General features: G+C 47.8%; 20 protein-coding genes. All 20 read left to right on the top strand.

Annotation, left to right across the window (positions count from 1 at the left end):
* Nucleotides 1–28: 28 nt before the first annotated feature.
* Nucleotides 29–1,177: a 1-deoxy-D-xylulose-5-phosphate reductoisomerase gene (locus ACFVS2_RS07020; RefSeq protein ID WP_173617443.1), complete on the top strand. Its 1,149-nt coding sequence runs from the start codon at nucleotides 29–31 to the stop codon at nucleotides 1,175–1,177.
* A gap of 43 nt (nucleotides 1,178–1,220) precedes the next feature.
* Nucleotides 1,221–2,486, top strand: coding sequence for an RIP metalloprotease RseP (rseP, locus tag ACFVS2_RS07015; RefSeq protein WP_173617444.1), 1,266 nt, complete (start codon nucleotides 1,221–1,223; stop codon nucleotides 2,484–2,486).
* 55 nt (nucleotides 2,487–2,541) lie between these two features.
* Nucleotides 2,542–3,624 carry a flavodoxin-dependent (E)-4-hydroxy-3-methylbut-2-enyl-diphosphate synthase gene (gene ispG / locus ACFVS2_RS07010; RefSeq protein WP_007719240.1) on the top strand — a complete coding sequence of 361 codons (1,083 nt, stop codon included), beginning with the start codon at nucleotides 2,542–2,544 and terminating at the stop codon, nucleotides 3,622–3,624.
* Nucleotides 3,625–3,667: 43 nt separating this feature from the next.
* Nucleotides 3,668–5,413, top strand: a complete 1,746-nt coding sequence (locus tag ACFVS2_RS07005; RefSeq protein WP_390233460.1) for a proline--tRNA ligase — start codon at nucleotides 3,668–3,670, stop codon at nucleotides 5,411–5,413.
* A 116-nt stretch (nucleotides 5,414–5,529) separates the two neighbouring features.
* Nucleotides 5,530–9,834 carry a PolC-type DNA polymerase III gene (locus ACFVS2_RS07000; RefSeq protein WP_390232624.1) on the top strand — a complete coding sequence of 1,435 codons (4,305 nt, stop codon included), beginning with the start codon at nucleotides 5,530–5,532 and terminating at the stop codon, nucleotides 9,832–9,834.
* A 167-nt stretch (nucleotides 9,835–10,001) separates the two neighbouring features.
* Entirely contained in the window at nucleotides 10,002–10,460 is a 459-nt protein-coding gene (gene rimP / locus ACFVS2_RS06995) for a ribosome maturation factor RimP (protein WP_173617446.1), read from the top strand.
* Between the two features lie 53 nt (nucleotides 10,461–10,513).
* Nucleotides 10,514–11,605, top strand: coding sequence for a transcription termination factor NusA (nusA, locus tag ACFVS2_RS06990; RefSeq protein WP_173617447.1), 1,092 nt, complete (start codon nucleotides 10,514–10,516; stop codon nucleotides 11,603–11,605).
* Nucleotides 11,606–11,607: 2 nt separating this feature from the next.
* Nucleotides 11,608–11,898 carry an RNase P modulator RnpM gene (gene rnpM / locus ACFVS2_RS06985; RefSeq protein ID WP_048033422.1) on the top strand — a complete coding sequence of 97 codons (291 nt, stop codon included), beginning with the start codon at nucleotides 11,608–11,610 and terminating at the stop codon, nucleotides 11,896–11,898.
* A complete protein-coding gene (locus ACFVS2_RS06980) occupies nucleotides 11,895–12,194 on the top strand; it encodes a YlxQ family RNA-binding protein (protein ID WP_007719232.1) in 300 nt (99 codons plus the stop codon). The genes rnpM and ACFVS2_RS06980 overlap by 4 nt, the downstream gene beginning before the upstream one ends.
* 21 nt (nucleotides 12,195–12,215) lie before the next feature.
* Nucleotides 12,216–14,855 (top strand): translation initiation factor IF-2, encoded by a 2,640-nt coding sequence (gene infB, locus ACFVS2_RS06975; RefSeq protein ID WP_173617448.1) that lies wholly within the window; start codon nucleotides 12,216–12,218, stop codon nucleotides 14,853–14,855.
* Nucleotides 14,855–15,136 carry a DUF503 domain-containing protein gene (locus tag ACFVS2_RS06970; protein ID WP_007719228.1) on the top strand — a complete coding sequence of 94 codons (282 nt, stop codon included), beginning with the start codon at nucleotides 14,855–14,857 and terminating at the stop codon, nucleotides 15,134–15,136. Before infB ends, ACFVS2_RS06970 begins: the two co-directional genes overlap by 1 nt.
* A 27-nt stretch (nucleotides 15,137–15,163) precedes the next feature.
* A complete protein-coding gene (gene rbfA / locus ACFVS2_RS06965; protein ID WP_007719226.1) occupies nucleotides 15,164–15,529 on the top strand; it encodes a 30S ribosome-binding factor RbfA in 366 nt (121 codons plus the stop codon).
* Complete coding sequence (locus tag ACFVS2_RS06960) at nucleotides 15,519–16,514, top strand: DHH family phosphoesterase (RefSeq protein WP_390232616.1); 996 nt, start codon at nucleotides 15,519–15,521, stop codon at nucleotides 16,512–16,514. Before rbfA ends, ACFVS2_RS06960 begins: the two co-directional genes overlap by 11 nt.
* Nucleotides 16,507–17,433, top strand: a complete 927-nt coding sequence (truB, locus tag ACFVS2_RS06955; protein ID WP_048033419.1) for a tRNA pseudouridine(55) synthase TruB — start codon at nucleotides 16,507–16,509, stop codon at nucleotides 17,431–17,433. The genes ACFVS2_RS06960 and truB overlap by 8 nt, the downstream gene beginning before the upstream one ends.
* Before the next feature lie 3 nt (nucleotides 17,434–17,436).
* A complete protein-coding gene (locus tag ACFVS2_RS06950) occupies nucleotides 17,437–18,378 on the top strand; it encodes a bifunctional riboflavin kinase/FAD synthetase (protein WP_017249287.1) in 942 nt (313 codons plus the stop codon).
* Between the two features lie 133 nt (nucleotides 18,379–18,511).
* Nucleotides 18,512–18,781, top strand: a complete 270-nt coding sequence (gene rpsO / locus ACFVS2_RS06945) for a 30S ribosomal protein S15 (RefSeq protein WP_015891708.1) — start codon at nucleotides 18,512–18,514, stop codon at nucleotides 18,779–18,781.
* 268 nt (nucleotides 18,782–19,049) lie between these two features.
* Nucleotides 19,050–21,197, top strand: a complete 2,148-nt coding sequence (pnp, locus tag ACFVS2_RS06940) for a polyribonucleotide nucleotidyltransferase (protein WP_173617450.1) — start codon at nucleotides 19,050–19,052, stop codon at nucleotides 21,195–21,197.
* Nucleotides 21,198–21,354: 157 nt separating this feature from the next.
* On the top strand, nucleotides 21,355–22,332 hold the full coding sequence (locus ACFVS2_RS06935; RefSeq protein ID WP_173617451.1) for a polysaccharide deacetylase family protein: 978 nt from the start codon (nucleotides 21,355–21,357) through the stop codon (nucleotides 22,330–22,332).
* Nucleotides 22,333–22,444: 112 nt separating this feature from the next.
* Nucleotides 22,445–23,698 (top strand): M16 family metallopeptidase, encoded by a 1,254-nt coding sequence (locus ACFVS2_RS06930; protein WP_173617452.1) that lies wholly within the window; start codon nucleotides 22,445–22,447, stop codon nucleotides 23,696–23,698.
* A 72-nt stretch (nucleotides 23,699–23,770) separates the two neighbouring features.
* On the top strand, nucleotides 23,771–24,031 hold the full coding sequence (locus tag ACFVS2_RS06925; protein ID WP_144614610.1) for a YlmC/YmxH family sporulation protein: 261 nt from the start codon (nucleotides 23,771–23,773) through the stop codon (nucleotides 24,029–24,031).
* Nucleotides 24,032–24,078: the final 47 nt, after the last annotated feature.

Raw genomic sequence — 24,078 nt, 5'->3', positions numbered from 1 at the left:
ATAGAAAGAGATATAGAGGGTGAAATCCGTGAAAAAAATAGCGCTCTTAGGTTCAACGGGGTCAGTTGGAACGAGCACGCTTGAAGTCGTAGACCAGCATCCAGAGGATTTTTCGGTGGTGGCTATGGCTGCTGGAACAAACGTGGATCTATTGACACGCCAGGTGGAAAAATTCAAGCCCGAGCTCGTTTCTGTGGGAAATGAGAAGGCTGCCGTTGAACTGCGAGATAGATTGGCGGGTAAGTCTCAACCAGAAATCGTTTACGGGGCGGAAGGATTGGAACTGGTTGCCCGTCATGAAGCTGCCAATTTCGTTATGACCGCGGTTGTCGGCAGTGTAGGGGTCGCACCTACACTCGCTGCGATAGAGGCGGGAAAAACAATTGGACTGGCCAACAAAGAGACACTGGTGAGCGCTGGCCCTGTCGTCATGAAACGAGCAAAAGAAAAAGGTATCTCGATTATTCCAGTAGACAGCGAGCATTCAGCTGTCTACCAATGTCTGCAAGGCGAACGCAAGGAAGATGTGGCGCGGGTTATTTTGACCGCTTCAGGAGGTTCCTTCCGTCACCTCTCTCGCGAGGATCTACAGCAAGTGACTGTAGAGCAGGCATTGGCTCATCCGAATTGGAGCATGGGTGCAAAAATTACCATCGATTCTGCTACCATGATGAACAAAGGTTTTGAAGTGATCGAGGCTCATTGGCTATTCGATTTACCTTATGAGCAAATCGAATGCGTATTGCATTATGAAAGTATCATACACTCTATGGTAGAATACAAAGACAGAGCGGTCATGGCCCAACTCGGTACGCCGGATATGAAGGTTCCGATTCAGTACGCCATGAGCTATCCCATCAGAAAAGAACTACCTACGGAACCACTTGATTTGGTCAAGATCGCCACACTTCATTTTGCAGCCATGGATTATGAGCGTTATCCTCTGTTAAAATTAGCGTATGAGTGTGGCATGGCAGGAGGTACGCATACTGCAGTACTGAATGCAGCCAATGAAGTCGCAGTTGATAGGTTCTTGAAGGGAGCGATCAGTTTTTTAGACATCGAAAAGGTCGTCCGAAAAACTTGCGAAGCTCACCCTGGTGTAGCGAGTCCAGAGCTTGCAGATATTTTTGCAGCTGATGAGTGGGCACGCTCTTATGCGCTCGTCTCCATCTAAGGAAAATGAGTGTTAGATACTTGACAGAAAGGTGGCTGTTCACTTGCCTTTGCCCAACCTGGATTCCGTTGAATCAATTCTCGCGATTGTAGTTGTATTTGGGGTACTTGTCTTTGTGCACGAACTAGGACACTTCCTTCTGGCCAAGAAGGCAGGGATCTTATGTCGTGAATTTGCACTGGGAATGGGGCCAAAAATTTTTCGCGTGAAGCGGGGAGAAACGGAATACACCTTACGCCTTTTACCCATCGGTGGTCTTGTTCGCATGGCGGGGGAAGACCCGGAGATGGATATGTTGAAACCGCACATGGAAGTAAGCTTGGAGCGGGATGCGTTAGGAAAGGTCACACATATTTTGCTCGATGGGCCAAGTTCTGGTTCTGCTCGTGCGATCACCGGTACGGTGGTACAATTTGATCTGGAGCAAAATTTAAATATTGTGCTTGAACTAGATGGAGAGCAGAAGACGTTTGCTGTTCATCCTCAGGCTCAACTGGTCAAGGATGGACAAGAAGTACAGATTGCCCCTCTGAACAGACAGTTCAAAGGCAAGACAGTTTCACAACGTTTTTGGGCGATTTTTGCAGGACCTGCAGCCAACTTTTTGCTGGCGTTTGTTTTGTTTATCGTGATCGGCTTCTTGTACGGCGTACCGAATGGCAGCTATCTGGGGAATGTGATCCCTGGAGGACCTGCTGCTCAAGCTGGATTATTGCCAGGTGATAAGGTGATCGCGATTCAAGGTCAGCCTGTATCCTCGTGGAAAGACGTTGTAGAGAAGATTAGCAAAGCGCCGGACCAACAATTAACATTTGAGTACGAGCGCAATGGCCAGCGTATGACTGTGCCAGTTAAAGTAGGGAAAGACGAAAACAACGTAGGCAAAATCATGGTGACCAATGCACTCACGTTTGCCCCAGGAGAAGTTCTCAAATACGGTGCAACGTCCACTTACGAGTTTACGATGATGATCCTGAAAAGCTTGGGAATGCTCGTAACGGGTGAATACGGACTGAAGGACTTGAGTGGTCCGGTCGGTATTTTCAAGATGACTGGAGAGGTTGCTCAACAAGGTATGGCGATTCTTTTGAAATGGGCTGCAGTATTGAGCATTAACCTTGGATTGTTCAATCTGTTGCCGCTGCCAGCCTTGGATGGCGGACGTCTCGCATTCTTGGGAGTAGAGGCGCTGCGTGGTCGACCTATTGACCCGCATAAAGAAGGAATGGTACATTTCTTGGGCTTTGCCTTTTTGATGTTGCTGATTTTGGTAGTGACGTGGAATGATCTGCAACGATTGTTCTCCTAATCACGTACTAACACGATAGAGAGAAAAACAGACATACCTAAAAGGATGGTGCAAAATGTTCAAGCGCGAGGAGACGAAACCGGTTTTTGTAGGTGGAGTGCAAATCGGGGGCCAAAAAAGCGTAGTCATCCAGTCGATGACGACAGCAGACACGCGTGATGTAGAAAAAACTCTGGCTGAGATTCAGAGACTGCATGATGTCGGTTGCCAAATTGTTCGCTTGGCCGTCATCAACGAAGATGCAGCCCGTGCCATCAAAAAAATTAAAGAACGCTCCCCGTTGCCGCTCGTTGCCGACATTCATTTCGACCACAAGCTGGCATTGATTGCGCTGGAGAGCGGGATTGATAAAATTCGTATCAACCCAGGCAACATCGGTTCGAAAGAAAAAACGCAACGCGTAGTGGAAGCGTGCCGCGAGCGCAATGTTCCGATCCGTATTGGGGTCAACTCCGGTTCAGTAGAGAGAAGACTTTTAGAAAAATACGGGTATCCTTCTCCGGAAGCGATCGTAGAAAGTGCGATAGACCACGTGCAAATTCTGGAAGACTTGAACTACGACAACATCGTCATTTCCTTGAAGTCTTCCGATGTTCCAACGATGATCCAAACATATTCGTTGATGGCACAGAAACGCAACTATCCGCTGCACGTCGGTGTAACAGAAGCAGGTACACAGTTCTCCGGTAGCATTAAGTCTTCAGTTGGAATCGGAACGGTATTGTCGATGGGAATCGGTGACACCATTCGTGTATCCCTGACGGCTGATCCTGTTGAAGAAATTAAAGTAGCAAAACAAATCCTTCGCAGCTTGGATATCGTGAACAACGATCCAGTGGTCATTGCATGCCCATCTTGCGGTCGATGCGCAATTGACCTGATCGGCTTGGCAACAAAAGTCGAGGATGCCATTTCCACGCTGAAAGTACCGTTAAAAGTAGCGGTAATGGGTTGCGCGGTAAATGGCCCTGGTGAAGCTCGTGAAGCAGATGTAGGCGTTGCCGGCGGAAATGGCGAGGGCTTGATTTTCCGTAATGGTGAAATTGTTCGGAAAGTAAAAGAAACCGAGTTGTTTGAAGAGCTGATGAAAGAAATTAACGAAATAGTAAACGAGCAAAAGCCTACAACTGTAGGATAATGCACGTTGATTGCTGATAAGGCATAAGGAGGACACGCACGTGTTGAAGCAAAGTCAAATGTTGATCCCTACCCTGCGGGAAGTGCCATCCGACGCGGAGATTGCCAGCCACAAGCTGCTGCTCCGCGCAGGTATGGCCCGCCAACTGGCTTCCGGTATTTATACGTACCTGCCCCTGGCGCTCCGTTCCCTGCACAAAATCCAAGCGATTGTGCGTGAAGAAATGAACAATGCTGGGGGACAAGAGCTGTTGATGCCAGCGATGCAACCAGCTGAGCTGTGGCATCAAACGGGCCGCTGGGATGTGTACGGTCCCGAGCTCGTTCGCCTGCGTGACCGTCATGATCGTCCTTTTGCCTTGGGTCCAACCCATGAAGAAGTCATTACAAGTCTCGTGCGTGATGAGATTAACTCTTACAAAAAACTCCCGATCAACCTTTATCAAATTCAAACCAAGTTCCGTGATGAAGTGCGTCCACGCTTCGGTTTGATTCGTTGCCGCGAGTTTATTATGAAGGATGCTTACTCTTTCGATTCGTCACAGGAAGGTCTGGATCGCAACTTCCAGGCTATGTATGATGCGTACACAAACATCTTTACCCGTGTAGGCTTGAACTTCCGTGCAGTAGAAGCGGATGCAGGTGCAATCGGCGGAAAAGGCACTTACGAATTCATGGCGTTGTGCGACATTGGGGAAGACACGATTGCTTATTCTGAAGAAGGCGATTATGCAGCCAACTTGGAAAAGGCAGAAGTCGTGTACAAGCCATCTGCAAAGCCAGCAACAGAAGCGCCATCTCGAGAAAAATTGCATACGCCTGGTACCAAAACGATCGACCAATTGGTACAAGCACTGCAAATCGATGCAAAGCAAATCATCAAGAGCCTCATTTATCGTGTAGACGACAAGCTGGTTATGGTGCTGGTGCGCGGTGATCATGAGATCAATGAAGTGAAGCTGAAAAACTTGTATGATGCTACGATCGTAGGACTGGCTTCTGAAGCGGATATTGTTTCGGTAACAGGAGCGCCTGCAGGATTTGTTGGCCCCGTTGGCATTGATCCTGAAAAAGTGGAAATCATTGCGGACAATTTTGTTCAAGATGTATATGATGGTGTCGTTGGTGCCAATGAAACGGACTATCATCTGACTCACGTAGTTGCTGGGCGTGATTTCACGGTTTCCCAGTACGCTGACTTGCGCAACATTACAGAAGGTGACGAGTGCCCTCGTACAGGTGGTGTTATCAAGTTTGCACGTGGTGTAGAAGTCGGTCACGTATTCAAACTGGGTACGAAATACTCCACAGCGATGGGTGCTACTTACCTGGATGAGAACGGTCGCAGTCAACCAATGATCATGGGCTGCTACGGAATCGGTGTATCTCGTACAATTGCGGCAGTGATCGAGCAGAATAATGATGAAAATGGTATCATTTGGCCAGTATCTGTTGCACCTTTCCATGTGCATGTGATTCCGGTCAATGTTAAAGTAGAAGAGCAACGTCAAGTTAGCGAACAAATTACAGAAGCATTGCGCAAGGCAGGCGTAGAAGTTTTGTTTGACGATCGTCCTGAGCGTGCTGGTGTGAAGTTTAAAGACGCTGATTTGATTGGACTGCCTCTGCGTATTACGGTTTCCGATAAAGCTGCACAAGAAGGAACAGTGGAAGTGCGTATCCGCAAAAACGGTGAAACACATGATGTGAAGCTGGATCAATTGGTCGATGAAGTAAAAGGTCTCTTATCTCGTGTTGACCAAACTGGAGCTGCCTTGTTCGGTAACTAGTTGCATGCAGGAATAAGAAGGATTTTGTCGAATTTTTACGGGGTACTCCCCTAGATCAATGGGGAGTGCCTCTTTTTCTTGTTTGAACGCTCACTTATAGGGAAGGTGGGAAAACCGTGGACCGTTTACAAGAGCAAAAACATCGCTTCTCCCTATTGGTCAAGCAAATGGAAGTTCCTGACGAATGGGTGGAGCGATTTTTTCTTGATGCTCAGATTGAAAAGCTAGAGCTATATAAGCAGAACAAAGAATGGGTTTTTCACTTTGCCCTCCCGAGAATGATACCAGCGGATGTTTATGCAGCTTTTACCAAGCGATTGACGCATACATTTTCACATCTCGCTAAAGTAGATACCCGATTTCGCTATCTGCAAAAGCCGTCTCTCGATCATGTAGTCGAAGAGTATTGGGACGTCTTGCTGGCGGGACTGGAGCCGGCTCTGAACTCCTTGGCAGTTACGATGCGTCAAGCGCGTAAGCAAGTCGACCAACAAGAAGTCAAGGTATACTTGCCAACGGAGATGTCCGTTGAGGTTGCCAAGCGTAAACGAGCGGATAATGAGCTTTTGGCTGCTTTCCAGAAAGCTACGGATTGCTCGATGCGCTTTACTTTTCATGGGGAAGAAAGCGATGACGCGTATAAGGCCTTTGAGGAGCAACGTAAAGAGGAAGAGCGTGCTCTCGTCGAAGTTGTGATGACGGCTGTTCAACAGGAAAACAAATCGTCTGATAAAGCTGATGCTGTCACTACGCTCATGATGGGCTATGAAATTAAAGATGCGCCGATCCCGATTTGCGAGATTCAAGATGAGGAACGCCGTATTGTCATCCAAGGAACCGTATTTAACGTAGAAGTCAAAGAGCTTCGCAGTGGACGTCATTTGCTCACGTTCAACGTATCAGACTATACGGATTCTCTTACAGTGAAGATGTTCTCTCGCGATAAAGAAGACGTGAAAATGCTTGAATTGCTGAAAGACGGTATGTGGGTGAAAGTACGGGGAAGTGTACAGCATGACACATTTGTACGCGATCTCGTGATGAATGCCAATGATTTGAACCAGATTGAGCAGGTCATTCGCAAAGATCACGCGGAAGAAAAGCGCGTTGAGCTCCATTGCCATACGCCGATGAGTGCGCTGGATGCCGTTGCATCGGTAAAATCACTGGTCTCGACGGCAGCAAAGTGGGGTCATAAAGCAATTGCTGTCACTGACCATGGTGTCGTGCAGGCTTTTCCAGAGGCGTATTCCATCGCCAAAAAGAACAACATCAAATGCATTCTCGGTATGGAAGCATACGTAGTCGAGGATGGTATCGATATCGTTTATAACCTGCACGCAGACAATAATCTTGCCATTGATGAAAATACCGAATACGTCGTGTTTGATACGGAGACGACGGGTTTAAACGCGTCAGAGCATACAATCATCGAGATCGCTGCTGTCAAAATGAAAGGCTCAGAAATTGTCGACCAATGGACGGAGCTGATCGACCCGCAATTGGAAATTGGGCCAAAGACAACCGAGATTACGGGGATTACCAACGAAATGCTCCGCGGGCAAGAGACACTTGATGTGGTACTCCGCAAGTTTAAGGATTTTACTGGTGACGCCATCCTGGTTGCGCATAATGCTGAGTTTGACAAAGCGTTTATTAACGCCTGCGCCAAACGGATTGGCATGGAACCATGGAGCAATTCATTTTTAGATACGCTGCCTTTGGCTCGTTTGATGTACAAAGGAATGCGTAATTATCGTTTGGGATCATTAGCGAAAAAGTTCAACGTCGAGCTCATCAATGCTCACCGTGCGTTAGACGATACTGTGGCTCTTGCTCACGTGTTCCAGCAAATGTTGAAGGACATAAAAGAAGCGGAAATCAAATCGCTTGCTGAACTGAATGAAAAAAGCAACGAAGAGGCGGATTACAAGAGTGGACGTCCATTCCATGCGACGATTCTCGTGCAAAATAAAGAAGGCCTCAAAAACCTGTACAAGCTCGTAACTCGTTCTCATGTGGAAACATTCTTCCGTTGGCCCCGAATTCAGCGAAGCCAGCTGTCCAAATACCGCGAAGGCTTGCTAATTGGTACGGCGTGTAAAGACGGGGAACTCATGCAATCGATTCTTCGCGGTAAGTCACCTGAAGAGTTGAAGGAAGTTGCTGCTTTTTACGACTATTTGGAATTACAGCCGGTCGCTCATTACTCACCACTGTTGCGTAATGAAGAAATTCCTTCGCTGGAGACGATGAAAGGCTACCATGAAAAGATCGTCGAAATGGGAAAAGAGCTCGGCAAGCTGGTCGTTGCTACAGGGGATGTGCACTTCCTGAATCCCCAAGATGAAATCTTCCGCGATGTTTTCCTATTGTCAAAAGGGGATCCAACCGCAGGGAATCAGCCGCCGCTTTACTTTCATACAACGGAAGAGATGCTAGAGGCGTTCTCCTTTTTGGGGGAAGAGATCGCAAAAGAAATTGTCGTAACAAATACGAATGCCATTGCGGATATGATTGAGGATATTAGTCCGATTCCAGACAAGCTGTACACGCCGATCATTGAAGGGGCGGACGAAGAGCTTCGTCAAATGTGCTATGACAAAGCAAGGTCGTTGTATGGTGACCCATTGCCCGAACTGGTCGAGCATCGCTTGGAAAAAGAATTGAACAGTATCATCAAGCACGGCTTCGGTGTGATTTATTTGATTTCGCAGCGTTTGGTAACGAAATCGTTGAATGATGGTTACCTCGTAGGTTCACGTGGGTCTGTAGGCTCGTCTTTTGTTGCGACGATGTCTGAGATTACAGAGGTAAACCCATTGCCACCTCACTATCGCTGCCCAAATTGCAAGCACAGCGAGTTTATTACAGATGGTTCAATCGCCTCTGGGTTTGACTTGGAGGATAAAGAATGTGCGCAATGTGGAACCATGTATGCCAAGGACGGCCAGGACATCCCGTTCGAAACGTTCCTCGGTTTTAAAGGAGACAAGGTACCGGATATTGACTTGAACTTCTCTGGTGATTATCAACCGCGTGCACACAAGTACACACAGGAGCTGTTCGGAGCGGATTACGTATATCGTGCAGGAACGATTGGTACCGTTGCGGAAAAAACAGCGTATGGCTACGTGCGCAAGTATGCCGATGAACGAGGCATGACGTTGCGCAATGCGGAGATATCCAGGATCGTCAACGGCTGTACAGGTGTAAAAAGGACGACAGGACAGCATCCGGGCGGTATTATCGTAGTACCTGACTACATGGAGATTGAAGACTTTTGTCCGATTCAGTTCCCGGCTGATGATAATGAGTCAGAATGGCGCACAACCCATTTCGATTTCCACTCCATTCATGACAACTTGTTAAAACTCGATATTCTGGGACACGATGATCCGACCGTCATTCGTATGCTGCAAGACTTGACGGGAATGGACCCGAAGACGATTCCACTGGATGATAAAAAGACGATGTCCATCTTCAGTACGACGGAAGCCTTGGGGGTTACCCCGGAGCAAATCGGTACGAACATGGGGACACTCGGCATTCCTGAGTTCGGAACCAAATTCGTACGTCAGATGCTAGAAGACACCAAACCGACAACGTTTGCCGAGCTTGTTCAGATTTCTGGACTCTCTCATGGTACGGACGTTTGGTTGAACAACGCACAAGACTTGATCCGCAACGGTACCTGCAAGCTACCAGACGTAATCGGTTGTCGTGACGATATCATGGTGTATTTGATCTATAAAGGGCTAGAGCCTTCACGCGCCTTTAAGATCATGGAGTCCGTGCGTAAGGGTAAAGGGGTTCCTGAGGACGATCAGGAAGAAATGCGCAATAACAATGTGCCAGAATGGTATATTCAGTCGTGCCAGCGGATTAAGTACATGTTCCCGAAGGCGCACGCGACTGCTTACGTCATGATGGCTGTGCGGATCGCATACTTCAAGGTACATCGGCCATTGGAGTTTTACGCAACATATTTCACTGTTCGCGCAGACGACTTTGACATTCCGCTGATGGTCAAAGGCTCAGCGGCGATCAAGCAAAAGATTGAAGAGATCGAGGGCAAGGGACACGATGCACAGCCAAAAGAAAAGGCATTGCTGACTGTTTTGGAGATGGCGTTGGAAATGATAGAGCGGGGCTTCCGCTTTGCCAACGTTGATTTGTACAAATCAGACGCCACGCGCTTCTTGATCGAGGGAGATTCGCTGATCGCTCCATTTAACGCCCTGCCTGGCTTAGGGACGAACGCGGCGATCAGCATCGTAGCTGCGAGAGAGCATGGAGAGTTTTTGTCCAAGGAGGACCTCCTATCCCGATCCCGCATCTCCAAGACCATTTTGGAGTTCTTGGACGAGCAAGGTGCTTTGAAAGGATTGCCAGAATCCAACCAGCTATCCTTGTTCTAAGGCGTGCAGTCAAGGCTCACAGTCATCCAAAGGTTGTCAGCGGAGGGCTGTTATGCTATAATTTTTTTGGAAATACTGGTTTTATACGCATGGCTGATCGAGAGTGGGGAAACCCACTCTTTCTTTCTGGCTACACCTCATGGTTCAAATGAGAAGGAGGTACTTGCTTGAGCAAGGTAACAGGCATCGTCACTGAACTCGTCACGCCCATTGTTGAAGGAGTGGGCCTGGAGCTAGTTGACATCGAGTACAAAAAGGAAGGCAGCAACTGGTTTCTGCGCGTGTTTATCGACAATGAAACTGGCAACATCGACATCGATGACTGCCGCCTTGTCAGCGAGAAGCTGAGCGAAAAACTAGACGAAGTAGATCCCATCCCTACGGCATACTTTTTAGAAGTATCTTCGCCGGGTGCTGAGCGCCCATTACGCAAGGATAAGGATTTCACGAAAGCTGTCGGCAGAAATGTGCATATCACAACAAAAGAGCCAATAGAAGGTGCAACCACGTTCGAAGGCGAACTGGTATCCTATGAGGATGGCAAGCTGACAGTTAAAGAAGCAAAGAAAACGTATGTAATTTCCCAAGAGCAAATTGACACGGCTAGAATGGCAATTATTTTTTAGTTGTCGCGGCCTGTGTTAGCCCGTGGTAAGTAAAGGAGGAGGCAACGAAAGTCATGAACGGCGATTTTATCGAGGCTTTAGAAGCCATTGAGAGAGAGAAAGGCATCACCAAAGACGTACTGATCGAGGCCATCGAAGCGGCTCTTATCTCTGGATACAAACGTAACTTCAACTCGGCCCAAAATGTGCGGGTGGATGTAAATCGTCATTCAGGTATGGTGCGTGTGTTTGCGCGGAAGAGCGTAGTCGAAGAGGTTTTGGACGTGCGTCTTGAGATCTCTCAAGAAGCAGCACAAGAAATCGATCCTAACTTCCGTCTGGAGGACATCGTCGAAATCGAGGTAACGCCTCGTGATTTCGGTCGTATTGCCGCTCAGACAGCGAAGCAAGTGGTTACACAGCGCATTCGTGAAGCGGAGCGCGGTTTGATCTACAGCGAGTTTATTGAGCGTGAAGACGATATCGTAACTGGTGTCGTTCAACGTATGGACGCTCGCAATTATTACATTGATCTGGGTAAGGCGGAAGCCGTTATGCCGATCACCGAAAAAATGCCATCCGAAGATTTTAAATCACAAGATCGTGTGAAGGCATACATCATCAAAGTAGAGAAAACCACTAAAGGACCGCAAATCGTCGTTTCCCGTACTCACCCGGGGCTTTTGAAGCGTCTCTTCGAATTAGAAGTGCCAGAAATATATGACGGTGTGGTTGAAATCAAATCTGTTGCGCGTGAAGCGGGTGATCGCTCGAAGATCGCTGTGCATTCCATCAACGCAGATGTTGATCCAGTAGGGGCTTGTGTCGGTCCAAAGGGCATGCGCGTCCAAACGATCGTTACGGAGCTGAAAGGCGAAAAGATCGACATTGTTCGTTGGTCTGAAGATCCTGCCGAGTACGTAGCTAACGCTCTCAGCCCTGCAAAGGTGCTGCATGTTGAGGTTAACGTAGCGGAGAAGGTTACACGTGTGATCGTTCCTGATTATCAATTGTCTCTGGCAATTGGTAAGCGCGGTCAAAACGCACGCCTGGCAGCCAAGCTGACTGGCTGGAAGATCGATATCAAGAGCGAGTCCCAAGCCGACCAAGAAGGCATCGCTTATCCAAGAGAAGTAGAGAGCGATGAAGGGACGGACAACGAATAATCATGAAGCAAAAAAAGATCCCGTTGCGTAAGTGCATTGTTTGCCAAGGAATGTTTCCTAAAAAGGAATTAATCCGCGTCGTCCGGACGCCAGAAGAAGAGATCGTCATTGATCTTACTGGAAGGGCGGCGGGACGCGGTACCTATGTGTGTCGGCAGGAAAGCTGTCTGAAGCCGGATGCGTTCGCATCGGGAAAATGGAAAAAAGTGCTGGAACGTGCCCTCAATATGTCCATCTCCCAAGAAAAGTATGATGCTTTCCGTGAGAAATGGTTGGAGATGATGGGAAAATGATCCCAAAAGCAGCACAACTACTCGGATTGGCGATGCGTGCGAGAAAGATCGTTACCGGGGAGGAACTGGTCATTACCGCTATTCGTAATGGGCAGGCCCGCCTGGTTTTGCTCGCATCAGATGCATCAGACAATACCGCCAAGAAAGTAAAGGATAAATGTTCCTATTACGGTGTCTCATGTGTAACCACTGGCGACCGACATTCATTGGGACACGCAATCGGAAAAGATGGGCGCGTTACCGTGGCGGTAACCGATGGGAAATTGGCCGAAAGCATTCAGCGTCTGCTCACCTAACTTAGAAAGGGTGAAGTATATTTGAAGACACGTGTGTATGAGTATGCCAAACAGCACAACATGAGCAGTAAGGAAATCCTCAATTTGCTAAAACGATTGAATATAGAAGTAGCAAATCATATGAGTATCATGGAAGAAGGGACGATCAAAAGGATCGAGGATCACATGGCCAAATTGCGTTCTGGTGCCAAACCGGAGCAACGTAATACGTCAAGTGATGCAAGACCCAAACAAACGGAAGATCAACGACGCCCCAACGACTCCAGAGGACAACAGAACAAACCCCAACAACAAGCGGGGCAAGCTCAACTGGTTAGTAATGACAGACCAAACAGCGATCGTGGAGGAAGCACATCAAACATCAATCGTCCAGCTAACAACAGTGCGAGTGCTAATTCCGATCAGCAAAGTCCTCAGCATGGAAAAAATCAGGGGAAGAATCAGGAGAGAAAACCAAACAATATGAGAAGTCAACCCGCAAAGCCGAATGACCGCAAGCCACAAGGTAATCAGCAACGACCACAAGGTCAAGGACAACAAAGACCACAAGGCCAAGGACAACAAAGACCACAGGGTCAAGGACAACAAAGACCACAGGGTCAAGGACAACAAAGACCACAGAACAATCAGCAACGACCACAAAACCAACAGCGTTCTGCACAACAACCTGTTGCTAATCAAACAGAGGGACGTACAGGGGAAGAATTTGAAGATAAAGTAAATCTCCCATCCAATGTTGGTACAGAAAAACGTGAGAAAATCAAAAAGGGTCCACAGACCCAAAAGACTTTTGAAGATAACAAGAAGAGTCAGCCTTTCCGTGGCGGTGGTAATAACCGCTATAACCAAAATAATCGCCGTGGCAATAACAATCGTGGTGGACAAAAAGCTCCACGTCCAGTATTTGACCCACCAACAAAAATTACCTTTACCGAGTCTTTGACCGTTAACGAATTGGCTGTAAAACTACGCAAAGAACCAGCAGAAGTCATCAAAAAGCTGTTTAATTTGGGAATCATGGCAACGATTAACCAGTACCTCGATCGTGAAGCCATCGAACTTATTTGCGCAGATTATGGCATTGAAGTCGAAGAAAAAATCATCATCGATGAAACCAACTTCGAAACATTGGAAGAAGTAGATGCACCAGAAAGCCTCTTGGAGCGCCCGGCAGTTGTCACCATCATGGGTCACGTTGACCACGGGAAAACGACTTTGCTGGATGCGATTCGCTCTACAAACGTTGTAGCAGGCGAAGCAGGCGGAATTACGCAGCACATTGGTGCGTACCAAGTAGAGATCAAAGGAAAGAAAATTACTTTCCTCGATACACCTGGTCACGCGGCCTTCACAACCATGCGTGCTCGCGGTGCGCAAATTACAGACATTACTATTCTGGTTGTTGCTGCAGATGATGGTGTCATGCCGCAAACGATTGAAGCGATTAGCCATGCGAAGGCAGCAAATGTGCCAATCATCGTTGCGGTCAACAAGATTGACAAACCAGAAGCAAATATGGACCGTATTAAGCAAGAATTGACCGAGTATGAGCTGGTTGCCGAAGAGTGGGGCGGCGAAACTATCTTCTCCCCATTATCTGCTAAGCAGCGTACAGGTATCGAAGAACTGCTTGAGTACATCTTGCTTGTATCCGAGGTACAAGAACTGAAAGCAAACCCAGATAAGCGTGCTCGCGGTACTGTTGTAGAAGCTGAGCTTGACAAGGGACGCGGTCCAGTTGCAACCATTCTGGTTCAACAAGGTACCCTACGCGTTGGTGACCCAATTGTAGTAGGTTCCGCTTTCGGACGTGTACGTGCAATGGTGAACGACAAAGGACGCCGTCTGAAGGAAGCTGGTCCATCTACGCCAGTAGAAATCACTGGTCTGAATGATGTACCACAAGCAGGTGACCAATTCCGTGTCTTTGAAGACGAGAAAAAGGCGCGCGCAATCGGGGAAGCACGTGCATCCAAGCAGCGTGAATCCGAGCGTCGTGAGAGCTCCCGCGTTTCTTTGGATGACTTGTTCCAGCACATCCAAGAAGGCGACATCAAAGAGCTGAACCTGATCGTAAAAGGTGACGTACAAGGTTCTGTAGAAGCTCTGCGTGGTTCTTTGGAGAAAATTGATGTCAACGGTACACGTGTGAAAATTATTCATACAGGTGCTGGGGCGATTACGGAATCCGACGTTACGCTGGCAAATGCTTCAAATGCCATCATTATTGGTTTCAACGTACGTCCTGAGCCAAATGCACGCAGCATGGCTGAACAAGAGAAGATCGACATTCGCCTGCACCGTGTCATCTATACTGTAATCGAAGAGATCGAGTCTGCTCTCAAAGGGATGCTTGATCCAGTCTTCAAAGAAAATATTATCGGCCAAGCTGAGATTCGTGAAGTGTTCAAAGTATCCAAAGTCGGAAACATTGCAGGTTGCTATGTGACTGAAGGTAAATTGAGCCGCGATGCTGGTGCGCGTTTGATCCGTGAAGGCATTGTGATTTATGAAGGTAAGCTCGATACCCTCAAGCGCTTCAAAGATGATGCGAAAGACGTTGCAGCAGGCTATGAGTGCGGTCTGACTTTGGAACGCTTCAATGACCTCAAAATCGGCGACGTAATCGAAGCATTCGTCATGGTTGAAGTGAAACAATAATGATAGCAGGTGTGCAGATTGAACTGTTTCTGCCCGCTAGCCAAAACCTGAAAGAAAAACGAGCCATCGTCAAAAGTCTGATCGGCAAGCTGCGGAGCCGATTTAACGTCTCCGCGGCAGAGGTGGCTTATCTCGAGCAATGGCAGCGTACCGTGTTGGGTATCGCTGCCGTTGCTAATGAGATATCTTTTTTACAACAAGAAATGCAGACTGTCGTTCGATTTGTAGAGAACCATCCAGATGTAGAGTTGATTCGTGTGGATACGGAATACTACGATTAATGAACAGTCAGCGGAGGTGAAAAATCGATGAATAAAACACGGATTAGCCGCGTAGGCGAAGAAATCAAAAAAGAGCTGAGCCTCGTATTGCAGCGTGGACTCAAAGATCCTCGTGTCGGTTTCGTAACGGTAACAGATGTAGAGGTAAGCAGTGACCTGCAATTGGCGAAGGTTTTTGTCAGCATTTTTGGCAGTGAGGAAGAGCGTAAAGCTTCTCTTGCAGGTTTGACAAAAGCAAAAGGTTATTTGCGTACGGAGATCGGGAAACGCGTAAAGCTGCGTCACATTCCTGATTTTGTATTCAAGCTGGACGAGTCCATTGACTACGGCAGCAAAATTGAATCAATCCTGCGGGAAATCTCCACAGAGGGAGAGAAACAGGATGAATCCTAATCAAATGGCAGTACAGGAAGCGGCGCGGTTTATGCAGGAGCACGACCGCTTCCTGGTCCTCTCTCATGTAAGTCCTGACGGAGATGCTACAGGATCTGCTTTGGGAGTCGTGCTCATGCTAGAGCAGTTGGGAAAAGAGTATGTGGTTGTAAACGAAGGGGAAACACCGATCAAGTTCAACTTCTTGCCGCGGTTTGACCGTCTTTATAACCTGCGCAAACAATCACTGGACGAGACGTTCGGGGCCGTAATCGCTGTAGACTGCGCGGATGAGTCGCGGATGGGCGATGTACGGTCTTTATTTGCGTCTGGCGCTGCTTTGCTGAATATCGATCACCATCCGACCAACGATCATTTTGGAACGGTAAATCTGGTTCGTCCGGATGCAGCCGCAACAGCAGAGATTTTGTTTGATGTTGCAGAAGCAGCAGGAGTTTCTTTCAATGAAGAGCTTGCGCTGTGCATCTATACCGGTCTTCTGACGGATACAGGCGGTTTCCGCTATTCAAATACATCGCCGCGCGTCATGGAGATCGCTGCTCGATTACTCGGATACGGTGTGAAGCCAGGAGACGTAGCAGAGCGCTGCCTGGAGGAAATCACTTTTGCCCATGTGAAAGTTTTGCGTCGCGCGCTCCAAACCTTGCAACTGTCCCATCAAAATTTGGTTGCTTCCATCACTGTTTCAGTCGCAGATTTTGCCGAAGTGGGTGCCGAGCGGGAAGATGCTGGTGGATTGGTGAATTACTGCCGCAACATTGAGGGAGTCGAGGTCGGCGTTTCTTTTGTGGAAGCGGAACCGGGAGTGGTCAAGGTGAGCATGCGCGCTCGCGATCGAGTTGACGTAGCTGTCATTGCGAAGCAACTCGGTGGTGGTGGACACGCAAAAGCAGCAGGATGCACCATCAAAGGAGCACTTTCAGAAGTACAGCAAAAAGTATGGACTGTGCTGGACGATGCAGTAGGAGTGAAATTCGATGAGTAACGTGAACGGCGTGCTGGTTATCGACAAGCCAGCTGGTATGACCTCCCATGATTGTGTAGCACGTATTCGTCGATTGTATGGAACGAAAAAAGTGGGGCATACGGGTACACTGGATCCAGATGTGACGGGTGTACTCCCCATTTGTGTGGGACACGCAACGAGGCTAGTTGAATATTTGCAAGAGCTGCCTAAGCGCTATGATGTAGTCATGCGCCTCGGCTCAACTACCACGACGGAAGATGCTTCCGGAGAAGTGGTGGAGCAAGCTGGAGTAGATGCAGCATCGATTACGACGGAGCGTATTCAAGCGCTGTTCGAATCCTTTTTGGGTGAAATGGAGCAGGTACCTCCGATGTTCTCAGCGGTAAAGGTAAACGGCAAGCGGCTGTATGACCTGGCTCGTGAAGGCACGGTGATCGAGCGACAGGCACGGAAAGTGACGCTGTATGAGTTGACGCTTCATAAGATTAGCGTGGATGGGGACACTGTCGATGTTGCATTCACGTGCACGTGCTCAAAAGGCACATACATGCGCACCTTATGTGTTGACCTCGGACGCGCTCTGGGTTATCCTGCCCATATGAAGCTGTTGCGGCGAATAAAAAGCGGCCCGTTCCAGGAGCAAGAGGCAATCCCTCTCCAGCAAATTGAGGAACAGGCAGCAAACGGGGAAGATATTTCCCGCTACTTGGTCTCCATCCCTCAGGCAATCTCATTCTTACCATCGTTTCAGGTCAAGCCAGAACGGATCAAAGCAGTACGTAATGGACTTGCGACTGCGCTTCCGGGCGTCACTGCGGAGGAAGGAAGTTTGATTTGCTTGTTTGCGGGGGAAGAATTACTTGGCATCCATCGCGTATGCCGTGGAGACAAAGGACTTTTCGCCAAACCAGAAAAAGTCTTTCCAGCCGAGGTGTAATCCGTGAAAACGATCTACCTAACATACCCGTTTCCGTCTGACCTGCAAGCGAATCCTTGTGCGATTGCACTGGGGTACTTTGATGGTGTACATATTGGGCATCGCCGAGTCATTCAAAAGGCGATTGATACAGCGAAAGCAAACGGATGGCAAAGTACGGTAGTGACCTTTGATCCGCATCCTCGAGAAGTATTGGGGCAAAGCGGTTATACCCGCTATTTGACACCACTTGCAGACAAGCTCGAGCAATTCGAAAAGATGGGCGTAGACACCACATATGTGATGAAGTTCGATATTAGCTTTGCGGCTATTTATCCAGAAGATTTCATCGCGGAGTGCCTTCTCCCATTGGAATGCCGCCATATTGTCGTTGGCTTCGACTACACCTTTGGTTATCGCGGGATGGGGACTGCCCATACCTTGCAAGAAATGAGCAAAGGTCGCTATGGACTCGACATAGTGGGGCCGGTAAATCGCTTGGGTGAAAAAGTGAGCAGTACAATCATCCGTGAATATCTTCATCATGGAGATGTCGAACAGGTTCGCCATTTGCTAGGCCGCTCCTACAAAGTGCGCGGGACAGTCGTGCATGGCGACAAACGCGGTCGAACCATTGGCTTTCCTACAGCGAACGTCCAAGTGAATCAGCCGTACTTGATCGGAAAGAATGGAGTATACGGTGTTCGCTTTACTGTGGATGAACAAAGCTACTATGGCGTCATGAACGTAGGAATCAAGCCTACATTTGAACTGGAGAAAAAAGAAAAGTCACTAGAAGTGCACATTTTTGAGTTCTCTGGTGAAATCTATGACAAGGAAGTAGAAGTAGAGTTCCTGTTCTACATTCGGGAAGAACAGAAATTTGCTGGAGTCGATGCACTCATCGCGCAAATTGGACGAGATGTACAAACGGCGAAGCAAAAATTCGCAGAGGGAATCTCGTAAAGGATTCTCTTTGCTTTTCACAAAATGGTATGCTATAATTCATAACGTTGTACAGATAACCGTAGCTTGGCTGTCCGATTCTCACCGACGGCAGACTCGGCGAACGGTATAAAAAATGAGGAGGTGAGTCATGATGGCATTGACTCAAGAACGTAAAACTCAACTGATTCAAGAGTTCCGTACTCATGAGAACGACACCGGTTCACCGGAAGTGCAAATCGCTATCTTGACCGAAAACATTAACAATCTGAACGGACACTTGCGTACGCACAAGAAAGATCACCACAGCCGTCGTGGTCTCTTGAAAATGGTTGGTCAACGTCGTAACCTGTTGACATACCTGCGTGAAGCAGATGTTCAACGCTATCGTTCGGTAGTAGACCGTCTGGGTCTGCGCCGCTAATCAGCGTTTTGTAAAAAGCGGGTTCTGCCCGCTTTTTCTATCGTGTAGGAGGGTTTAGCGTAGAAATGCGCTAAGCCCATCCGAAACGAGTAAAAAGGGTTGGAACCAATTTGTCTGATTAAATTAGCTTCACAAAAGAAGCTTTTTTTATTATCTAGAACGACTGCCAAAGGTACCCATTTAATTTTTATGATGGCAGGAAATAATACATATAGGTAGAAAACAAAGTGTGAAATGCACATTGTTGTGAAGGAGGACTGCTAGCATCATGGAGCAACAATACCGTACATATGACTTCGAACTGGCAGGCCGTAAACTGACCCTGGAATTTGGCAAAATGGCTAAACAGGCGCATGGTTCGGTCTTGGTTCGTTACGGCGATACAGCAATCCTGTCCGCAGTTACAGTCTCGAAGGAGCCAAAACCTCTTGACTTCTTCCCGTTGACTGTTAACTATGAGGAACGTCTCTATGCGGTTGGGAAAATTCCTGGCGGCTTTATTAAAAGAGAAGGACGTCCAAGCGAAAAGGCGATTTTGGCTAGCCGCTTGATTGACCGCCCTGTCCGCCCTCTTTTTGCAGAAGGATTCCGTAACGATGTACAAATCGTAAATACTGTTCTGTCTGTGGATCAAGACTGCTCACCTGAAATCGCTGCGATGATCGGTACTTCCGCAGCGCTAAGCGTTTCGGAGATTCCTTTTGAAGGTCCGATTGCAGGAGTAATCGTAGGACGAATTGACGGTGAGTTCGTCATTAACCCTACTGTAGCTCAAGCGGAGAAAAGCGATATTCACCTGACTGTCGCAGGTACGCACAAAGCGATTAACATGGTGGAAGCAGCTGCGAACCAAGTACCGGAAGATGTAATGCTCGAAGCGATCATGGCTGGTCATGACGTGATTAAGCAACTGGTAGAATTCCAGAACATGATCGTGTCCGAAATTGGCAAGCAAAAGATGGAAGTCATCTTGCATGAGGTTGATCCTGAAATCGATCAAGCTGTGCGTGAATATGCGGAAGCTCGCCTGAAAGAAGCTGTTCGCATCGAAGAAAAACAAGCGCGCTACGATGCTATTGACGATATCAAGGCAGAAACCAAAGAGCATTTTGCAGCCAAGGATCCTGAGGCATATCCAGCGCAGGAAAAGATGATTAGCGAAGTACTTGGCAATATTGTCAAGGATGAGGTTCGCCGTCTGATTACTGACGAGAAAGTTCGCCCTGATGGACGAGCACTGAACGAAATCCGTCCGCTGTCCAGTGAGACAACCATTCTTTCCCGTACACATGGCTCTGCTATGTTTACCCGCGGTCAGACGCAAGCGCTGAGCGTTTGCACATTGGGCGCGCTGGGAGATGTTCAAATTCTCGATGGACTCGGTCTGGAAGAATCGAAACGTTTCATGCACCACTACAACTTCCCGCCGTATAGCGTGGGTGAAGCACGTCCGTTGCGTCCTCCAGGGCGTCGAGAAATCGGACACGGTGCGTTGGGTGAGCGTGCAATCGAGCCGATCATTCCTTCTGAGGTCGAATTCCCTTATACGATTCGTCTCGTATCCGAAGTAATTGAATCCAACGGCTCCACATCGCAAGCGTCGATTTGCGCGAGCGTACTTGCCTTGATGGATGCAGGTGTACCAATCAAAGCACCGGTAGCAGGTATTGCGATGGGCTTGATCATGAGCAAAGATGAGAAATCTTTCTCGATCCTGACTGATATTCAAGGTATGGAAGATCATTTGGGAGACATGGATTTCAAAGTAGCGGGTACAGAGGCTGGTGTAACAGCTATCCAAATGGACATCAAAATTTCCGGTATCAACCGTGAGATTTTAGAGCTGGCCTTGGAGCAAGCGCGTGTAGGTCGTTTGCACATTCTGAACCATATGATGAGCACGATTTCCGAACCGCGTAAAGAACTGTCTCCTTATGCACCAAAAATCATGACCATGACGATCAATCCGGAGAAAATTCGTGATGTAATCGGTCCACAAGGTCGTGTCATCAATAAGATTATCGAAGAAACCGGCGTAAAAATCGACATCGAACAAGATGGACGAGTCTTCATCGCATCCATCAACCACGAAGCGAATCTGCGCGCGAAACAAATCATTGAAGATCTGGTTCGTGAGGTAGCTGTTGGTCAGGTGTACCTGGGAACAGTAAAACGCGTAGAGAAATACGGTGCGTTCATCGAGTTGTTCGCAGGTAAAGAGGGCTTGTGCCACATCTCTCAACTGGCTGAAGAGCGTGTAGCCAAAACAGAAGATGTTGTCGCAGTTGGTGATAAGGTAGAAGTGAAAGTGACCGAGATCGACGACCAAGGTCGTGTGAATCTCTCTCGCAAAGCAGTTTTGAAAGAGCAAGCTGCTGCGGCACAAACTGCTGAAACACCACCAAAAGCAGAATAAAAAAAACAAAAGGCTTCGTCACTCGAAGAAATTCGTGTACGGAAGCTTTTTTCTTTTGTGTGCCAGATGCTCCCGTTTCGTATGTCTAAGTCGTTCCTTCCTCTCATACATTGGACAAGAGAGACTCGTACGATCGATAGAGGAGGGCGACGCCCTAATGACGAATAGGACCAGGAGACTTTTGTTCATATTTATATATGGAGCAGCGCTGATCGTTCTCTTGAATTATCAGCCTATTCATCATTACATCAGTACGATCAAAAATGTCCAAGTAGTGAGTGGAGATCGTAACGAAAACGAAAAAGCGCGTTTGCGGGCGCAGATTGAAAAGTGGAAAGAGGGCAGAGAGGAACAGCCGATAGATGCCGTTGTCGATCAGACGTGGAAGGCGATTCCGGGATATAATGGCCGTGTAGTGGATGTAGAAGAATCAATCAATAAAATGCTGGCTGCGGGAGTGTCCAGTCCAGATTTGCTGGTATACAAGGAAGTACCTCCAGCGGTTTCGCTTGAGCAATTGGGTGCACATCCCATCTATCGAGGAAATCCGAATAAACCAACGATTTCTTTCATGATCAATGTGGCTTGGGGAAATGAGTATCTCGATTCGATGCTCAATACACTCGATAAACACAAAGTAAAGACAACTTTCTTTCTGGATGGCTCTTGGGTAAAACGTTACCCAGAAGAAGCAAAAAAGATCTTGGCACGTGGTCATGAGATTGGGAATCATGCGTATTCCCATCCCGATATGAACACACTGGGGACACAGAGAATTCATCAAGAGATAAGTCGTACGCAAGATGTTATTTATAAAACGATGGAAGTGAAGCCGTCGTTGTTTGCACCGCCATCAGGTGCTTTTAACCAACGCGTTGTACAAATCGCTCATTCGTCTTATGAAATGAAGACGATTCTATGGACGGCAGATACGATTGACTGGCAGAAACCTTCGCCTGGTTATGTGATCAATAAAATCAGCCGGAAAATGGAGAATGGTGTCCTCGTACTCATGCACCCTACTTCTACTTCCGAGGCCAGTTTAGATCAACTTCTGACAATCGCCAAAAAGAAGGGGCTACAGCCGACGACAGTTTCGGAGGTTATATCGAGTCGTAGACTCCCGTCACCGTAAATACATGTTCATTTATTGTGGAGACAAAGGAAGTTTGCTATAGTTAGACGTGTTTACAAGAAATTCCCCGAGGTTTCGGGTAGAGAAAGATGAACAACCGAGGAGGATTTACGTGATACAACGTCATACGTGTGATAACGGTCTTCGAATCGTGACGGAACGGATTCCGTCCGTTCGCTCCGTTGCCTTAGGCATCTGGGTAGGGACTGGTTCGAAATATGAAAACGAGAAAAACAACGGGATTTCCCATTTTCTCGAGCATATGTTTTTCAAAGGCACAACTACTCGTTCTGCAAAGGAAATTGCGGAAACCTTTGATGAGATTGGCGGGAACGTGAACGCCTTTACCTCGAAGGAGTATACCTGCTATTACGCAAGGGTGCTCGACCAACACGCTCCAATCGCTCTCGATGTTCTTTCCGATATGTATTTCAACTCGGTGTTTGATGCTGATGAGTTGGAAAAGGAAAAGAACGTCGTCATTGAAGAGATTAGCATGTATGAAGACGCGCCAGATGATTTGGTGCATGATTTGATTGCACGCGCTTCGTACAGCACACACCCACTGGGGTATTCGATTTTGGGTACGGAAGATGTCCTGCGCAGCTTGAAACGGGACGATTTGCTCGCTTATATTGATCAGCATTACCTGCCAACGAATACGGTGATTACAGTAGCAGGAAATTTTGAAGACAGTTTGATTGAAGACATTCAAAAGCGCTTTCAGACTTTCTCGCGTTCAGGCAGTATGCCGACCTTGTCTACTCCTGATTTTGCTGGAAATGTGATCGCGCATCATAAGGCGACAGAGCAAGCGCATCTGTGCCTGTCACTACCTGGCTTTAAGGTAGGGCATCCTGAAGTCTACTCCTTGATTTTGCTGAACAACGTGCTTGGTGGCAGCATGAGCTCGCGTCTTTTCCAAGAGATTCGCGAAGAACGCGGCTTGGCATACTCTGTTTATTCCTATCATTCGTCCTATAAAGAAGCGGGTACGTTCCATGTGTATACAGGAACGGCACCAGAGCAAGTAGGACAGGTATTTGACATCGTCTCGCGCGTCCTGCGCGATGTCGCTGATCATGGAATTACAGACAAAGAGCTGAACAAAGGAAAAGAGCAGCTGAAAGGCAGCCTGATGCTCAGCTTGGAAAGCACGAATAGCCGTATGAGTCGACTTGGAAAAAATGAACTCCTGTTGGGCCGTCACCTTAGCCTAGACGAGATCATCGCCAAAATTGACCGTGTTTCCCATGAATCTGTTTTGGCTGTGGCGCAACAGCTGTTCCGTTCCAAGATGTCTATGGCGATGGTGAGTCCACTCGACGGCTTCCCTGAAAACGTAAAGAACGATATATTGTTGTAAGCAAAAATCCGGCATAGCCCGGATTTTTTTGCGTATATCAACAGTAAATGAAAGGACAAAGGGGGCTTCTCCATGCGCTTAAGTGAGTTGGGTGGGAAGGAGATCATCGGACTGGACAACGGGGAGAAAATGGGGGTCATCAGTGATTCCGATTTAGTCATCCATCCTGAAAACGGTACGATTCAATCCATCATCTTGCCAGGAGGCAGTTTCTTTGGTTTCGGCAAGAAGCGAGAGGACCTCGTGATCCCATGGAGCTCTATCGTAAAAATTGGGCCAGATATGGTCATCATCCAGCTTCAAGCGCCTGAGGCACAAGCTTCGCAAAAGTAGGCGCTTCTGTCACCGAAGTAGCAGGAGCGGAATAGGATGGGGGTAGA

Source organism: Brevibacillus sp. NPDC058079, from assembly GCF_042885155.1.
In the GTDB taxonomy this organism is placed as follows: Bacteria; Bacillota; Bacilli; order Brevibacillales; family Brevibacillaceae; genus Brevibacillus.
Note: the sequence above shows the minus strand (reverse complement) of the source record. Positions and strands in the feature narration are given on the sequence as shown.

Excerpts from the sequence above, each read along its gene's own strand:
- ACFVS2_RS06980 (WP_007719232.1), top strand. The coding sequence starts at position 11,895 with ATGATCCCAAAAGCAGCACAACTACTCGGATTGGCGATGCGTGCGAGA.
- ACFVS2_RS06925 (WP_144614610.1), top strand. The coding sequence starts at position 23,771 with ATGCGCTTAAGTGAGTTGGGTGGGAAGGAGATCATCGGACTGGACAAC.
- ACFVS2_RS06970 (WP_007719228.1), top strand. The coding sequence starts at position 14,855 with ATGATAGCAGGTGTGCAGATTGAACTGTTTCTGCCCGCTAGCCAAAAC.
- pnp (WP_173617450.1), top strand. The coding sequence starts at position 19,050 with ATGGAGCAACAATACCGTACATATGACTTCGAACTGGCAGGCCGTAAA.
- ispG (WP_007719240.1), top strand. The coding sequence starts at position 2,542 with ATGTTCAAGCGCGAGGAGACGAAACCGGTTTTTGTAGGTGGAGTGCAA.
- ACFVS2_RS06935 (WP_173617451.1), top strand. The coding sequence starts at position 21,355 with ATGACGAATAGGACCAGGAGACTTTTGTTCATATTTATATATGGAGCA.
- rnpM (WP_048033422.1), top strand. The coding sequence starts at position 11,608 with ATGAAGCAAAAAAAGATCCCGTTGCGTAAGTGCATTGTTTGCCAAGGA.
- nusA (WP_173617447.1), top strand. The coding sequence starts at position 10,514 with ATGAACGGCGATTTTATCGAGGCTTTAGAAGCCATTGAGAGAGAGAAA.
- ACFVS2_RS06960 (WP_390232616.1), top strand. The coding sequence starts at position 15,519 with ATGAATCCTAATCAAATGGCAGTACAGGAAGCGGCGCGGTTTATGCAG.
- rbfA (WP_007719226.1), top strand. The coding sequence starts at position 15,164 with ATGAATAAAACACGGATTAGCCGCGTAGGCGAAGAAATCAAAAAAGAG.
- rpsO (WP_015891708.1), top strand. The coding sequence starts at position 18,512 with ATGGCATTGACTCAAGAACGTAAAACTCAACTGATTCAAGAGTTCCGT.
- truB (WP_048033419.1), top strand. The coding sequence starts at position 16,507 with ATGAGTAACGTGAACGGCGTGCTGGTTATCGACAAGCCAGCTGGTATG.